Raw genomic sequence first — 14,574 nt, 5'->3', positions numbered from 1 at the left:
CCGTCGATGCCTGCACGGATCCAGCCCGTCATCCTCTGCGGCGGCTCGGGAACGCGGCTCTGGCCCACCTCCCGCACCTCGCTGCCGAAGCAGTTCGTGCCCCTGCTCGGGCCGCACTCGACCTTCCAGCAGACCCTGCTGCGGCTCCAGGGCCCGCTCTTCGCCCGGCCGATCGTGGTCGCCAACCGCGACCACCGCTGCCTCGTCGAGAAGCAGGCCGCCGCGATCGATGCGGGCGTCACCCTGCTGCTGGAGCCGGAGCGCCGCGATTCCGGCCCGGCGATCCTGGCCGCCTGCACCCTGGTGGCGCGGGAAGACCCCGAGGCGGTGGTGCTCGTGCTGCCCTCCGACCACATCGTCACCGAGCCGCGCACCTTCCGGCGGGCCGTCGCCGCCGCCCTGCCGGCGGCGCGGGCCGGGCGGCTCGTCACCTTCGGCATCGAGGCCGACCACGCCAGCACCGAATATGGCTGGATCCGGCCCGGCACCCGCGTCGAGGCCCGCTGCCACGCGGTGCACACCTTCGCCGAGAAGCCGGACGCGGCGCGGGCCGCGACCTACCTCTCGGACCGCTGGCTGTGGAACTCCGGCAACTTCCTGATGCGGGCGGACACCCTGTGCGCCGAATACGCCGCCTTCGATCCCGAGACGGCCGCCGCCGCCGCGCGGGCGGTCGAAGCCGCCGCCGACGAGGGCGGGGCGCTGGCCCTCGACGCCGAGGGGTTTGCCGGCACCCACAAGACCTCCCTCGACTTCGCGGTGATGGAGAAGACGAGCCGCGCCGCGGTCGCGCGGATGCGCTGCGGCTGGTCGGATGTCGGCAACTGGAACGCGCTCTGGGCGATCAGCGAGCGGGACGACCTCGGCAATGTCAGCCGCGGCGCGGCCGAGCTGTTCGACACCGAGGGCTGCTTCGTCTCCTCGGAGGGGATGGTGACCTCGCTCGTCGGCGTGCGGGATCTCGTGGTGGTGGCCGAGAAGGACGCGATCCTGGTGGCCGACCGCAGCCGCTGCGGCGACGTGCGCAAGATGGTCGAGATCCTGCGCAGCAAGGGCCGGCCCCAGGCCGAGTGGCACGCCTCCTCGCACCGCCCCTGGGGCAGCTACCGGGTGCTGGAGGCCTCCGACGGCTTCCAGGTCAAGCGGATCACCGTGGCGCCCGGCGGCCGGCTCTCGCTGCAGAAGCACCGCCACCGGGCCGAGCACTGGGTCGTGGTGCGCGGCTGCGCCCGGGTCACCGTGGACGACACCGTCGCCGATTACCGCGAGAGCGAGCACATCTTCATCCCGCTCGGCGCCATCCACCGCCTCGAAAATCCCGGCAACGACGATGTCGAACTGATCGAGGTGCAACTCGGCAGCTACCTCGGTGAGGACGACATCGTCCGCCTCGAGGACGCCTACCACCGCGCCTGACCGGCCGTCATGACAGCCCCCGAGGAGCCGATCACGGAAACCGGACCGGACGCTGCGGCGTCCGAGCCGGCGGAGCACGGCGCCCTGACCCGGCACTGGGACAGCCTGGACGGGGAGGCCGCCGCGCTGCTCGGCGCGGTCGAGCGCAACCTCGACCGGAGCCGGGATCGCGGGTCGGAGGAGGGCCGGCGTCCGACCCCGCTCGGCGGGGAACTGCATCGGCCCCGCCTCAACGGTCCGACGCGCCCCGCGAGCCTGCCCGACCGGCCGAAGCGCTGGATCACCGCCATGCTCGCGGCGGCGGCGCTGACGCTGCCCTTCGCCACGCCCGCGGGCGATGCCAGCCCGCGGGCCCCGTTCGACGGGCCCGCACCCGCGCGGGGCGCCGAGTGACGGGTGAGTGACCGTCATCCAACCTACCCCCCTCATCCTGAGGTGCCGGCGCGCAGCGTCGGCCTCGAAGGATCTTCCAGGGATCGCGCGCTTCCTGGACGATCCTTCGAGGCCCGCTGTCGCGGGCACCTCAGGATGAGGGTGAGGATGGGATGGGTTTAACCCAGCGGACGCCTTCGAACCGGCTCACAGCAGCGTGGTGCGCCGGTTGACCGCGATCTGGACCAGCCCGGCGCGCGACTCGACCCCGAGCTTCTTGCGCATGCTGGAACTGGCATTGATGATCGTGCGGTAGCTCACAGCCATGGCGCTGGCGATGGCGTCGTAGGATTTGCCCTGGCTGAGCAGCGACAGGATCTGCAATTCGCGCGCGCTCAAGGTCGCGAGCGGGGCAGGGCGGGCGCCGCGGTTCAGCATCGCCACGTCGGTGGCGAGCGCGTGCGGCAGGTAGCCCCGCCCGGCATGGACGGCGTCGAGGGCCTCCAGGAAAGCCTCCGATCCGGCATCCTTGAGCGCGAAGCCGAGGGCGCCGCTTTCCAGGGCGCGGGAGACCAGCACCGGGTCGGCATGCATGCTGAAGACGAGGATGCGCGCGGCCGGATCGAGCGCCCGGATGCGGCGGATCAGCGACAGGCCTGACAGGCCGTCCTCGCGAAAGCTCAGATCGGCCACGACGAGGGCCGGCCGGTGCCGGTAGAACAGGCGGTAGCCCGAGACGATGTCGGCGGCCTCGTAGACGCGTGCCACACCCGCGGCTTCCGCCAGCCGGCGCACCCCCTGCATCACGATCGGGTGGTCGTCGATGACGAGCATCGTCTCTGGCCGCACCGACAGGGGCCGGGCGGCGGCACGTCCGTCGCTCACGGCTGCCCTCCCGTCGCCTGGGGCGGATCGGGCTGCCGCTCCGGCGCGGCGATGTCCGGCCGCTCATGGGCTTCGAGGCGGGTGAGCGCGGTGGCGTGGTCGGCGCCCTGGGCGCGGGTGTTGTAGTAGTGCTGGCACATCTCGCCGTAGAGACTCTTGTGGCGGCCGCGCACCGACGCGATCGCGCCGAGGCCGTCGATCAGGCCACGATAGGATTCCGTCTTGCCGATCTCGGACAGCATCTGTCCGAGTTGCACCGTGCGGTTGGCGATCATGCGCTTGTCTTCCACGAAGGCGCTACGCGCCCGGTCGAGGGATTCGCGCAAGTCCCTGACCTCCGCCGCGTCGCCGGGCAAGGGGTGTCCCGCCTCGCGGCCCGCGAGCCAGCGGGCAGGATCCGTGCCGTCGGTGGGCGAGAGCCAATCGGGCAGGTGATCCTCCGCCGTCGAGGCGACGATCGCCCCGTCATCGCCCCGGTCGGACGCCGTGTTCGACGCCTCGCCGGAGGTTTCAGTGCCCCGGTCGCAGGCGGAGAGGATCAGCAGGGCGGCGAGCCCGGCCGCAAGACCCACGAAATGACCGGCGGCACGCGGTCTCATCGCAGGGTCTCCTTCGCCAGAGCGGCGATCGCGAGGCTGCGCGGGCCCTCGGCGACCGGCACTTGGGTGACCTCCTTCAGCGTGGCGAGATCGATGATGGACACGGTGTCCGAGAACCAGTTCGCCACGTAGGCCCTTCCGTCCTCGATCACGATGCCCTCCGGGTAGCGGCCGACGCCGATGGTGGCCACGTTTGCGAGCGTGCCCGCGTCGAGCACGGTGACCGTGCCGGCATGCTGGTTGGTGACGAAGACCCGCGCTCCGTTCGGGCTCACGGCGACGCCGTAGGGCATGGCGCCCGCCGGCACGGTGGCGAGGGCTTTGAGCGCCCCCGTGTCGATCACGGTGAGGTCGTTGCTGCGCACGTTGCCGACATAGAGGCGGCGCTCATCCGGGCTGAGCGCCAGGGCGAAGGGCGCGGTGCCGACGGGAATCGTCGCGAGCCGGGTCATCCGCGCGCCGTCGAACACGCTGACCTCATGGCTCTCCCGGTCGGCGACGTAGAGCCGCCCGGCGCGGTCGAGGGCGAGATGCGCCGGGTCGCGGCCGGTCTCGGCGGAGGCCTCGACCGTTCCGTCCGCGGCCGAGAGCCGGTCGACGCGGTTGCCCGACCAGTCGGCGACGAACAGGGCCCTTCCGTCGGCAGAGGCGGCGAGGCCGAAGCCCTGGCCCTTGTAGGGGAGGCGGCGCAGCACGGCACCCGTGGCGGCGTCCGCCACGGTGATCGCGTGTCCGTCCGGATGGCTGAGGAACACGGATCCGCCGCCCGTCGCGACCGTGGCGGGAGCGCCCGCCACGGTCGCGTGGCCCGCAACCGTTCCCGCCTCGAGGCGCGTGACCTGAGCCCCCTGCTGGCTCGCGACGTAGACCGTCGCGGCCCGTACGGGCAGGCCGGTGAGCACGGGGGCCAGCAACAAGGCGACGAGGGCGGGGCGGATCATGTCGGCTGCCTCATGTGGACCGGCTCATTTCGCCTTGCCGCCCTCCACGGCCGCCTTCAGACCCTTCAGCCCGTCCGAGAAATACGTGTTCATCGCCGCCTTGCCGGCCTCGTCGCTGAGGTTCTCCGGCGGCTCGTTGCCGGTGTCGCCGCGATAGAAGCGGCCCATCCACTCGACCTTGGAGCCGTCGCCCTCCGGGCTCACGGTGAAGGTCGCCGAGTAGGACGAGACCGGCAGCGCCTTCAGGTTCGGCTCGCCCATCCGGTAGGAATAGGTGCGGCCCTCCGGCTTGTACTCGTCGAGGCTCTCTTCGAGCGTGCCGCCGTTCTTGAAGGTCAGCGTGCGGGTGCCGCCCTCCTTGGTCCCGCTCCCCTCGGCCTTCTCGATCGCCGGGTGCCACTTTCCGATGCCGGCAAAGTCGCCCGCCACCGTCCACACCGCGTCCGGGCTCGCCTTGATCGTGATCGACTGGGAGACTTTTTGCGGCGTCGGGCCGTGGGCGAGGGCAGCGGTCGCGGCGAGCGCGAGCGGAAGAACGAGAAGGGACAGACGCATTATGACATCCTGCTGGGGGTGAAGGGTGTGGCGCGGGCGCGGAGCGCACCCGCGAGGAAGACGGCGAGCACGAGGGCGAGCGCCGCCGCCCCGAGGAAGGGGCGGGGGTCGAGCCGGCTCGGAAGGGGGCGCGGCGTGGCGGCCGCGAGAAGGGGCGCGCGCAGATCCGGCCCGTCGAGATGGGCGTAGGCGAGGCCGGTCTGGGCGGCCAAGGCCTTCAGATGCGGCTCGCGCACGGAGGAGAGATGCTCCTCGCCGCGCGCCGCCGCGCCGCCGAAGGGGGCGTTGCGGGGGTTGTAGCCCTCGCGCGATTCCGCGTCGGCCGGCGGCGGGCCGAAGCGGTTCTCCTGCTGCACGTCGGACTCGGCGTAGAAGCCGGTCTCGCGGCCGCGATCGTTGAATTTCGGGATCGGCGCGAGCGCGTGGCCGCCCGCGCCGACGATCAGGCCGCGCACCGCACCCGGTTTGCCCTCGAAGGGCGGGATGCCGTTGGCGGGAAGCGGCGGGGTCTCCTGGCCGTCGGTGATGAACAGGATGTCGGCGTCGAGTTCGCCGGCCATGGCGACGGCCCGGTGCAGGCCCGAACTGATCCGGCTGTCGCCCTCCCAGGCCATGCGCCAGTCGAGCGCCGCGATCGCTCCGTCGAGCGGCGCGAAATCGGCGCAGACCTCGATCGGCGTGAACAAGAGGAACGGGCGCCGCTCGGTGAACAGGGCCAGCGCGAGGCGCGAGCCGCAGGGCAGTTCGGGGATCAGCTCGCGCAGCGCCGCCTTGGCGGTGTCGAGCCGGCTCACCGGGCGGCCGTCGCGTGTATAGTCGCGCACATTCATGCTGCCGGTGATGTCGACCACCGCCAGCACCGAGACGCCCGAGCGGGTGAGCGGCAGCGGGGGCACGACGATCGCGAGCACCGCGAGCAGAAGCGCGGCGGCGAGCGCCTGGAAGCGGCGGTCGCGCAGGTTTCTGGTGAAGGGAAGCGCGGCCCACACCCTCATGGCCCGCCTCGCGGCTGGCCGGGAATGTCGGTCCAGATCTGCTTGGGCTCGGCCTTCAGCTCGTCGCCGAACTTGCGGTCGAATTCCGGAAAGTCGCGGATCAGGCGCGAGGCGACATCGAAGTTGAACTTCGCGTCCCAGAAATCGGGCCGGGCCTGGAGCGCCCGGCGGTAATCCTGGCGCGCGAGCGTGACCTGCGGGCCCGCCTTGTCGAGTTCGCTGCGCTCGATCAGCCGGAAGGCTTCGCGGATGCGGGCATTGGCGACGATGTAGCGGGCGCGGGCCGCGGCATCGGCGGAGCGCCGATGGTCGAGGGTCTCCAGCAGCGGCTCGGCCTCACTGAAGCGGTCGCGAAACGCCAGGAATTTCGTCCGCGCGACGAGGAGCGCGTCGGGGGCGTCGGGCGGAACGGCGCGGTCGCGGCCCGCTTCCAGTTCGGCGATGGCCGCGTTGGTGCGCGCATCCCGCCACGCCGAGAGCGCGAAGGCGGCGGCGGCTCCGAGCAGCAGGATCGGCAGCAGCACCAGCCCGTAGGGGCGGAGGGTGCGCCAGACCTGGCCTAAACCCGCGCCGATCCGGGTGCGCAGGGACGGGGCGGATGCGTGGGGGAGGGCGGAGGGCATCATGCGGCGGCCCTTCTCGGCGCGGCGGGCGCGGGGTCGGCCGCAGCGGCACTCCGCTCACGGACGGGCGCACGCAAAAAGTCGGTCTCGGCCAGCTTGGCGAGCACGAGGAGGAGAAGGCCGAGGGCGGCGAGGGAGTAGGCCCAGCCGGTGAGGTCGCGGCGCGGGCGCTCCTCGGTATAGGGGATGGGATCGCGCTCCAGCGCCTCGATCTGGCGCACGGCGTTGGCCACCGCGTCGGCGCCCTCGGCCTCGAAGGCGCGGTAGGGCACGCCGAGGCTCTTGAAGAAGAGGTCGAGATGGCGCTCCGGCGCGGCCTGGGGCGTGTCCTCGCCCGCGGGCTTGTCGGTGATCGAGGGGGAGCCCTTGGTGCGCAGGAACAGCCAGTAGAGGTTCGGCTGCACCTTCGTGAACTCGGCGCGCAACTGCGCCTGGATGCGCGGGTCGATCACCGCCGCCCCGTCCGAGACCAGCAGCAGGGCGCGCGACACCCCCGGCGCGCCCGCGCCGAACTGCGACAGCGCCATGCCGAGGCCGCGGGCGACGTTGGTGTAGTCGAGCCCCGGCCGGTCGATGGCGGCGATGGCCGCGCGCACGGCGTCGTGCCGGTCGGTCATCGGCACGACGAGCATCGGCGCCGTGGAGAAGGCGGTCACCGCGAATTGGTCGTGGGCGCGCTCGCCGACGAAGTCGCGCAGGATGCGCCGGGAGGCGGCGGCCTTCGATTCCTCCGCCCCCGAAGGCTGCCGGCCGGCGAAGGTCTCGTTCATGCTCCCCGAACGGTCGATCAGCATCGAGATCTGGGCGCCGATGCCGGTGCGGGTCACGCGTTCGCCCGCGCGGTACGGCCCGGCCAGCGCCAGGACGAGGCCGCCGATCGCCAGCATGCCGGCGGCGGTCAGGGCGATCCGCAGGCCGGAGGAGAGGGGATCTTCGGGGGCCGCCGCGACCGAGGAGACCGCGCTGCGCCGGGTGACGGACAGGAGCAGCGGCAGAAGCGCCAGCGGCAGGAGCCACAGAAGCCAGGGCGTGGCCAGGCCGAGGGAGGGGAGGAGCGCGCTCACCCGCGTCACGCGCTCCGCTCGACCGCGCCGAGCCGGCGCAGCAGGGCTTCGACCTCGGGCAGGGGCAGCGTCGTCCCGGCCCCGGCGGTGTCGCGGCCGAAGAAGGCCAGCCGCGAGGCCGAGAAGAATTTTTCGAGGGCCCCCGCCTGCCCCTGGAAGGCGGGATGGCGGCCGAGGAAATCGGGCAGGTCGTCGGCGAGCACCCGGCGTCCGTCGGTCGCGTCGAGGCCGCGATGCAGGGCGATCAGCGCCTCGCGGTACAAGGCTTCGCCCTGCGACTGCCGCTTCGCCCGGCTGAGCGCCTTCAGCGCCTGCGCGAAGGGCCGTCCCCGGCGGCGCCCGAAGAGCCACCACGCCCGGTCGTAGGCGAGCAGCCCCAGCGCCAGAACGGTGAGCGCAAGGAAACCGGCGGCCGAGGCCAGCGCCGGCTGCGGATCGAGGCGTGGGGCGCGCCCGTCGGGCCGCAGGTAATCGGCCGGGTCGTCGCGCCGCTCGGGCTGCACCTCGCGCAAGGGCGAGACGCCGACCTTCCAGGCGGGCACCTGCGCCACCGCCGTGGTCGATCCGTTCGGGCCGGCGCTCTCCACGGTGACGGGAAAGCCCGGCACGTCGAGGGTGCGGGCATCGAGCGCGACGTAGAACTCCTGATAGGTCAGGCGCAGCCGGATCACAGGCGCGCCGTCCGCCCCGCGGCTCTCCTCCACCCGCACGTCGCGCAGGTCGAGCCAGTAGGTGACCGGGCCGGGCTTCGGCAGGGAGGGCCGCTGCAGGGTGAAGCCGGGATCGGTGCGGATCTCGGCCTGGACCTGCACGAGGTCGCCCTGGAAATAGCCGAAGGCGCGGGGCGTGCGCAGTTCGACGCCGCGCACCTGGGCGGCGGCCGGCAGCGACACCAGCGCGAGGAGGAGGGCGAGGCCAAGCGCGCGCATCGCTCTCACGTCGTCATCAGGTGGCGGCTCAGCGCCTCGGCATCGAAGCGGTCGGCGAGCCGGAAGGGCGGACGGGCGAAGGGGGCGCAGATCCGGCGCAAGCGTTCGACGCGCTCGGCCTCGCGGGCGATCCATCGGCGGCGCAAGGACGGGCGCAGGAAGACGAGGCGGCGCCCCGCGCCCTCCAGATCGTCGAGTTCCACGAGGCCCCAGGCCGGCAGGTCTTCGGCCTCGGCGGAATCGGCGAGCAGCACCGGGGTCACGTCGTGCAGCGCCAGGGCGGAGAACACCGCCTCGATCAAAGCGTCCGGCCAACGGAAATCGGAGACGAGGAAGATCAGCTTCGGGCGCCCGGCCAAGCGGCGCGCGGCCTCGAGCAGACCCTCGGCGCCGCGTCCGTCGCAGGTCGCCTCATTGAGGCGCGCGGCGGCGGCCTGGGCGGCGGCGCGGTGGCGGGTCGCGGGGAGGGAGAACTCGTCGCGCAGGGTGTTGTCGCAGGCGATCATGCCGAAGCCGTCGCCGATCCGGGTCGCCGAGCGGGCGAGCGTGGTGCAGAACCGGCCTGCCAGTTCGCGCCGGTCGGCCCGGCCGCGGAAGCGCATGGAGGCGGAAAGATCGACCAGGGCGTAGGTCTCGACCGGGCTGCGCGCCTCGAAGCGGCGCACGAACACACCTTCGAACGGGTCTCGCAAGGATGCGCGGACATCGATGCGCCGCGCATCCGGCAGGCGCAGGAAGCCGACCTGATCGCGAAACGTGCCGAGGCCGCCGGCATCGCGCCCGCGATGGGCGCCGACCCGGTGTCCGCCCGGCCGCCAGCGCGGGAGGTAGATGATGTCGGCTCCCTCATCGGCCCCGTCATCCGGCCCGCTCACGGGGCGGGCACCGTCTCGAACACCGCGCGGATGAGGTCGGGCACGATCTGCGCGCGCCGCATCTCGTAGACGGGTTCGAGGAAGACGCGGTGGGCCATCACCTCGGGGAAGACGGCGCGGATATCCTCCGGCACCAGCCAGTCCCGGCCTTCCAGCCAGGCGCGGACGCGGGCGGCGCGCACGAGGAAGGCGACGCCGCGGGGCGAGGCGCCGCCCTGGATCAGGCGGTCCATGTCGATGCCGGGGAGCCGGATGCCGGCGGGGCCGGGGCGCACCAGCGCCTCCCACAGGCCGACGACATAGGCCTCGATCGCCGGCTCGGCCGAGATCGCGTGCTGGATCGCGCTGGCGATGGTGCCGATCCGCTCGAAATCGAGCACGCCGGCCTCGACCGCTTCGGTGAGGCGGTCGGTGTCGTGGAAGCGGGGATCGAATACGAGGTCGCGGCGGGCCCGCGCGTCGCGCGGCGCCTCCATGCCGATCTCCATGAGGAAGCGGTCGCGGGCGGCGGCCGGCAGTTCGAAGGTCTCCTCACGCTCGACGCGGTTGCGGTCGGCGAAGACCTGGAGATTGGGGAAGCGGTATTCGCGGTTGAAGGCGGTGACGCTGCGCTCGGCCATGATGCGCAGGAGCAGCGCGTGGACCTGGGGCCGGGCGCGGTTGATCTCGTTGAAGAAGAACACCGACAGGTCTTCGGCCCGCCGCAGCACCGGGCCGGGTTCGACCCGTGGGCGGCCGTCCTCGCCGAGAAAGGTGTGATAGATCAGGTCGGTGGGCATCATGTCGACGGTGCCCTCGACGCGCTCATAGGCGCCGCCGAGGCCGCGGGCGACCGCGCGCAGAAGGGTGGTCTTGCCGACGCCGACATCGCCTTCGAGCATGACGTGGCCGCGGGCGAAGATCGCGATCGTCAGCAGGCGGATCGCCCGTTCCTGGCCGACGACGGCCTTGCCGATCTCGCGCTCGAAGCGCGCGGCGGCATCCCGCCAGTCGGTGAGCATGGCGTCGCCGGGGCGCAAGGTGTTCATTCGGCGGTTGGCCTTTTTTCTTTTATGGCGCTGCGCGCATCCCTCCCCCCCCTCCGCGGGGAGGGTGCCTGCGGAGCAGGCGGGAGAGGGGCAGCGCGACGGTGCCGCGCTCGGCTGGTGTAGGCTCAGCGGAAACGGCGCTCCCCTCTCCCGACCCCCTTCGGGGGCCACCCTCCCCCGCAAAGGGGGGAGGGTGCAGGGCGCTCAGTTCGCCGCGATCTTGCTGACGTCGTATTCGAACTTGCCGGTCTTCTTGAAGTTCTCGACGCGCTTCTTGTTGCGCTCTTCCATCTGCTTGATGGAATCGGCCTGCTTGTTCAGCTCCTTGGGATCGTGCTTGGGATCATACTTGGAGCCGGCGATCTTCTCGGGGAAGCCGGGCTTCGGCTCCCAGCAATTGCCCGCGGCCTTGCACTTGGTGCCGTCATAGGCGAGCGCCGGGGCGGCGAGGCCGGACAGGGCGACGATGGCGGCGGCGACGAGAGTGGTCTTCATGGTTTCCTCCACTTTTCGAGACGTGCTCTTCTTGAGGCTTGCTCTTCGGGGATCCGGCCGCGCCCGGCGACAGGATCCCACCGCCCGCCCCCTCGATCGTGCCGGTTGAATCCGGCCCGACACCCGAAAGGATCACTCGTCCAGCGGCTTGCACTGGCCCTTGGCGTCCTTCGGGATGACTTCGCCCTGCTTGTAGGGCTTGTAGGCCTTCTTCTGCTCGTCGTTCAGCCACGCGGCATCCTGGGCCGGCCCCGTATAGAGGTGGCGAATCCAGGCGATGGTCTGCAGCATCTCGTCGGGCGTCAGATTCTCGTTATGCGGGCCCATCATGCCGTTGGCGCCGCCGAAGATCGTGGCGAACAGGCCGACATCCGTCGTGTTGGACGGATAGGTCCAGTAATTGTCGTTCAGACCCGGCCCGAGTTTCCCCTCGCCGAGGTGGCCATGGCAACCCGAGCAGGAGGTCGCGAACAGGCTCTCGCCGTTCCGCAGGCAGGACTTGTCGTCGATGTAGGTGTTCTCGCCGGTCTCGAGGAACTTCTTCACCGCCGGCGTGTCGCGGCCGCCTTCCTTGCCCTGCGTGACGTCGAGCGCCTCGCCGGTCACGGTGTTGCGGAAGGTCACGCCCGTCTGCGGTCCGGCCTGGGGCTGGGCCAGGGCTGACAGAGGGCCGCCGCCGAGCGCGAGGCCGAGGAGGGCGGCACCGATCTTTGTCCGGTTCATCATTGTCTTGTTCTGGGTCCTCATCACATTCGAGATCGTTCGGCGGATCAGTTCGAGACGGGCAGCACGGGCACGCCCTCCTCTTTCAGGATCGCCTCGATCTTCGGCTTGGCCTTCTCCAGGGCGGCGTCGATCTCCGCCTTCAGGGCGGTGTCGTCCTTGCGCACGCCCATCGACTGGTCGAAGCTCTGTGGCATCTTCTGGCCGTCGCTGCGGGCGGTGTCGTCGGGAACGGGGGTCATGCGCAGCTTGGTCGAGGAGTCGCGCACGTAGCGGGCGACGTCGGGCCCGAAGGCCACGCCGACCTCGGCCTTGCCGGTGGCGACCTCGCTCACCATCCGGGCCGGATCGATCTGGGTGTATTGATTCCGAGGCGCGCGGAAGTTCACCAGCGAGTAGAGGTAGGCCATGTCCTCCTCGTAGCGGCCGATATCCTTGAGCATCGCCTCGCCGGGCGTGCCGAAGCCGACCACCATGTGGCTCACCTCCTTCAGCCGCGGATCGGACCAGGACTTGATGTCGAGATCCTTGTCGGCGCGGGTGAGGAAGACGTAGCCCGAGCGGTAATAGGGCTTGCTGGTGAGCACGCGGGGATCGTCGGCATCGAGCCCGATCACCACGTCGCAGGTCTTCTTTTCCAGCCCGTCGCGCACGAGGTAGATCGCGGGCTTTCCGAGCCATACGAACTGGGCCTTGCGGCCCATGGCCTCGGCCACCGTCGTCGCGATGCGGTTCTCCAGCCCCGAGCCGTCCTTCATCGAGAGCGGCGGCTGCTCGGCGGCGCAGACGCGCAAGGTCCCGGCATCGGGTTTCGCGGCCTCGGCGGCTTTCGCGCCGGCCTTCGCGTCTTGCGCCAATGCCGGGGCGCATAGACCGGCGAAGGTCGTCAGGGCGGCAGCAAGCGCGACGGCCGAGGCGGCGGCACGGCGGCGTCCGTTCACGAACGGCATCTCTTTCGTTTCCTCTGAGACTTTTTTGGATTTTTTTGGAATTTTGGCGCGGAGCGCGGTCGGGCCCGTCGCGCGTCCCTCGTGCCGGTGTCCGTCGTCGGCACGAGGGACGTCACGGGAGAGGTGGCGCGCCCGTCGCGGGCTGCGCGAGGGCGCGCCACCTCAAGCCTTGTCCCTCCCCCGGGCGACGGGGGAGGGGCGGTTCGTTTCAGGGATCGCCTTACTTGGCGGCCGACTTCCACTCGCCGACGTTCGGATCGTCGTAAGGACCCTTACCGTCGAGCGAGAACACCACCACGCCGCCGCCCATCTGGGTGTAGTTGGCGAGCTTCTTGAAGGCACCCACCGCGCCGAGACCGGCGGTCGGGTCGGCGAGGTCGAACACGAGGCCGACACCCGGCCAGCCGCCGACGCCGTAGTAAATGGCGACGTATTGCGTGCCCTTGTGGGTGTAGGTCATCGGGTAGCCGATGGCGCCGGACGGGATCTTGAACTTCCAGAGAAGGTCACCCGTGTCGGAATCGCGCGCCTTCAGGTAGCCGTCGAGCGTGCCGTAGAAGACGAGGTCGCCCGCGGTGGCCATGGTGCCGCCCCACACGGCGAAGCGTTCCATCTTCTCCCACTTATAGTCGCCGGTGATCGCGTTGTACGCCTTGATCTGGCCGAGACCTTCGTAGTTCTGACGGTCGCCCTTCGGGCCGGGATACATGTTCAGCGTCGCGCCGACGAAGAACTGACCCGCACGATAGGGAAGCATGAAGGGCTCCCAATCCATGCAGATGTGGTTGATGCCCATGAAGAACAGTTCACGCTTCGGATCGTACGAGTCGTGACCCTGGTTGTGGTAGCCCATCGCCGAGGGGCAGATGTCCTTGGCGAGGTGATCCATCCGGGTGCCGTATTCGGGATCGCGCACCGGCTGGCCGGTCTTGAGATCCACCGACTTGAACACGTTGACCGTGTCGTCGAGCTTGTTCGCCGAGACGAGCGCGCCGTCGGTGCGGTCGAGCGTGTAGACGATGCCGTTGCGGTCCGGGTGGGTCAGCAGCTTGCGGGCCTTGCCGTCCTTGTCCTTCTGCTCGGAGAGCATCATGACGTTGACGCCGGCATAGTCCCACTCGTCGTGCGGGGTCTTCTGGTAGCCGAACTTGGCTTCACCCGTATCGGCATCGCGGCCGAAGATCGTCATCGTCCACTTGTTGTCGCCCGGACGCATGGTCTCGTTCCACGGCGCCGGGTTGCCGGTGCCGAAGTAGATCAGGTTCGTGCCGGGATCGTAGGCGTACCAGCCCCAGTTGGTGCCGCCGCCGATCTTCCAGGCATCGCCCTCCCAGGTGCCGGTGCCGAGGCCCTTCTGGCCGTAATGGGGGTTCTTGATGTTGAAGTCGGAGGCCAGCAGCAGATCCTTGTCCGGACCCGTGGCGTAGGCGCGCCACACCTGCGCGCCGGTCTTCACGTCGTAGGCGGTGAGGTAGCCGCGCACGCCGAGCTCGGCGCCCGAGGAGCCGATGATGACCTTGTCCTTGACGACGTAGGGGGCGATCGTGAGCGTCGAGCCGACCTTGATGTCGGAGTTCTCGACCTTCCACACCATCTCGCCGGTCTCGGCGTTGAGGGCGGCCACGTTGCCGTCGAGCTGGGTCTTGAGGATCAGCGCGGGGGTCTTGCCGTCGCCGGGCCAGTAGGCGAGGCCGCGGTTGACGAGGTCACAGCAGGCGACGGCGCGGGCGGCCGGGTTCTGCTTCGGCTTGTCCTGCCACAGGATCGTGCCCGGATCGTCGAGGCCGAGAGCGAAGGTGTTGTTCGGGAACGAGGTGTGGATGTACATCTTGCCGTCGACGACGAGCGGCGCACCCTCGTGGCCGTTCAGCAGGCCGGTCGAGAACGTCCAAGCCGGCCGAAGCTGCTTCACGTTGCCCTTGTTGATCTGCTTCAGGTCGCTGAAGTTGTTCGAATCGTAGTTCTTGCCGGGCATCACCCAGTTGTCGTCGCTCTTCGACAGCTCGACCAGCTTATCGTTGGCGTAGGCCCCGCTCGACAGCGCGGCCGGCGCGAGCGCCAGCATCGCCAAGGCCGAGACTGATGTCACAAACCTGCTCATCCTGCGTCTCCTCGCTGAACCGC

Annotated in this window: 16 protein-coding genes; 2 read left to right on the top strand and 14 right to left on the bottom strand. The window is 70.5% G+C overall.

Annotation, left to right across the window (positions count from 1 at the left end):
• Window positions 1-6 precede the first annotated feature (6 nt).
• Window positions 7-1,416: a mannose-1-phosphate guanylyltransferase/mannose-6-phosphate isomerase gene (locus ASF53_RS14945; protein ID WP_056199751.1), complete on the top strand. Its 1,410-nt coding sequence runs from the start codon at window positions 7-9 to the stop codon at window positions 1,414-1,416.
• A 9-nt stretch (window positions 1,417-1,425) separates the two neighbouring features.
• The gene (locus ASF53_RS14940) at window positions 1,426-1,809 is read left to right on the top strand and encodes a hypothetical protein (protein WP_056199748.1); all 384 of its coding nucleotides are present in this window, start codon (window positions 1,426-1,428) and stop codon (window positions 1,807-1,809) included.
• A gap of 186 nt (window positions 1,810-1,995) precedes the next feature.
• Here ASF53_RS14940 and ASF53_RS14935 read toward each other — a convergent pair whose 3' ends face one another.
• From ASF53_RS14935 to ASF53_RS14870, 14 genes are all read right to left on the bottom strand, one after another.
• Window positions 1,996-2,673, bottom strand: coding sequence for a response regulator transcription factor (locus ASF53_RS14935; protein ID WP_056199746.1), 678 nt, complete (start codon window positions 2,671-2,673; stop codon window positions 1,996-1,998).
• Entirely contained in the window at window positions 2,670-3,272 is a 603-nt protein-coding gene (locus ASF53_RS14930; RefSeq protein ID WP_056199743.1) for a hypothetical protein, read from the bottom strand. The genes ASF53_RS14935 and ASF53_RS14930 overlap by 4 nt, the downstream gene beginning before the upstream one ends.
• Complete coding sequence (locus ASF53_RS14925; RefSeq protein ID WP_056199740.1) at window positions 3,269-4,213, bottom strand: YncE family protein; 945 nt, start codon at window positions 4,211-4,213, stop codon at window positions 3,269-3,271. Before ASF53_RS14925 ends, ASF53_RS14930 begins: the two co-directional genes overlap by 4 nt.
• 24 nt (window positions 4,214-4,237) lie before the next feature.
• The gene (locus ASF53_RS14920; protein WP_056199736.1) at window positions 4,238-4,768 is read right to left on the bottom strand and encodes an SRPBCC family protein; all 531 of its coding nucleotides are present in this window, start codon (window positions 4,766-4,768) and stop codon (window positions 4,238-4,240) included.
• A complete protein-coding gene (locus tag ASF53_RS14915) occupies window positions 4,768-5,763 on the bottom strand; it encodes a vWA domain-containing protein (RefSeq protein WP_056199733.1) in 996 nt (331 codons plus the stop codon). Before ASF53_RS14915 ends, ASF53_RS14920 begins: the two co-directional genes overlap by 1 nt.
• Entirely contained in the window at window positions 5,760-6,386 is a 627-nt protein-coding gene (locus tag ASF53_RS14910; RefSeq protein ID WP_056200185.1) for a hypothetical protein, read from the bottom strand. The genes ASF53_RS14915 and ASF53_RS14910 overlap by 4 nt, the downstream gene beginning before the upstream one ends.
• A complete protein-coding gene (locus ASF53_RS14905) occupies window positions 6,386-7,450 on the bottom strand; it encodes a vWA domain-containing protein (protein ID WP_056200183.1) in 1,065 nt (354 codons plus the stop codon). The genes ASF53_RS14910 and ASF53_RS14905 overlap by 1 nt, the downstream gene beginning before the upstream one ends.
• Window positions 7,451-7,455: 5 nt before the next feature.
• Window positions 7,456-8,379, bottom strand: coding sequence for a hypothetical protein (locus tag ASF53_RS14900; protein ID WP_056199731.1), 924 nt, complete (start codon window positions 8,377-8,379; stop codon window positions 7,456-7,458).
• Between the two features lie 5 nt (window positions 8,380-8,384).
• Window positions 8,385-9,254: a DUF58 domain-containing protein gene (locus ASF53_RS14895; RefSeq protein WP_056199729.1), complete on the bottom strand. Its 870-nt coding sequence runs from the start codon at window positions 9,252-9,254 to the stop codon at window positions 8,385-8,387.
• Entirely contained in the window at window positions 9,251-10,282 is a 1,032-nt protein-coding gene (locus tag ASF53_RS14890) for an AAA family ATPase (protein WP_056199727.1), read from the bottom strand. Before ASF53_RS14890 ends, ASF53_RS14895 begins: the two co-directional genes overlap by 4 nt.
• A 204-nt stretch (window positions 10,283-10,486) precedes the next feature.
• Complete coding sequence (locus ASF53_RS14885; protein WP_056199724.1) at window positions 10,487-10,777, bottom strand: methanol dehydrogenase [cytochrome c] subunit; 291 nt, start codon at window positions 10,775-10,777, stop codon at window positions 10,487-10,489.
• 132 nt (window positions 10,778-10,909) lie between these two features.
• Entirely contained in the window at window positions 10,910-11,503 is a 594-nt protein-coding gene (moxG, locus tag ASF53_RS14880) for a cytochrome c(L), periplasmic (protein ID WP_056199721.1), read from the bottom strand.
• 44 nt (window positions 11,504-11,547) lie between these two features.
• Entirely contained in the window at window positions 11,548-12,450 is a 903-nt protein-coding gene (moxJ, locus tag ASF53_RS14875; protein WP_056199718.1) for a methanol oxidation system protein MoxJ, read from the bottom strand.
• A gap of 220 nt (window positions 12,451-12,670) precedes the next feature.
• Window positions 12,671-14,551, bottom strand: a complete 1,881-nt coding sequence (locus ASF53_RS14870; RefSeq protein WP_056199715.1) for a methanol/ethanol family PQQ-dependent dehydrogenase — start codon at window positions 14,549-14,551, stop codon at window positions 12,671-12,673.
• Window positions 14,552-14,574: the final 23 nt, after the last annotated feature.

Origin of the sequence: Methylobacterium sp. Leaf123, from assembly GCF_001423405.1 — a bacterium.
Classification (GTDB): domain Bacteria; phylum Pseudomonadota; class Alphaproteobacteria; order Rhizobiales; family Beijerinckiaceae; genus Methylobacterium.
The sequence above is the reverse complement of the archived record's forward strand: the minus strand, read 5'-3'. Positions and strand labels throughout refer to the sequence as shown.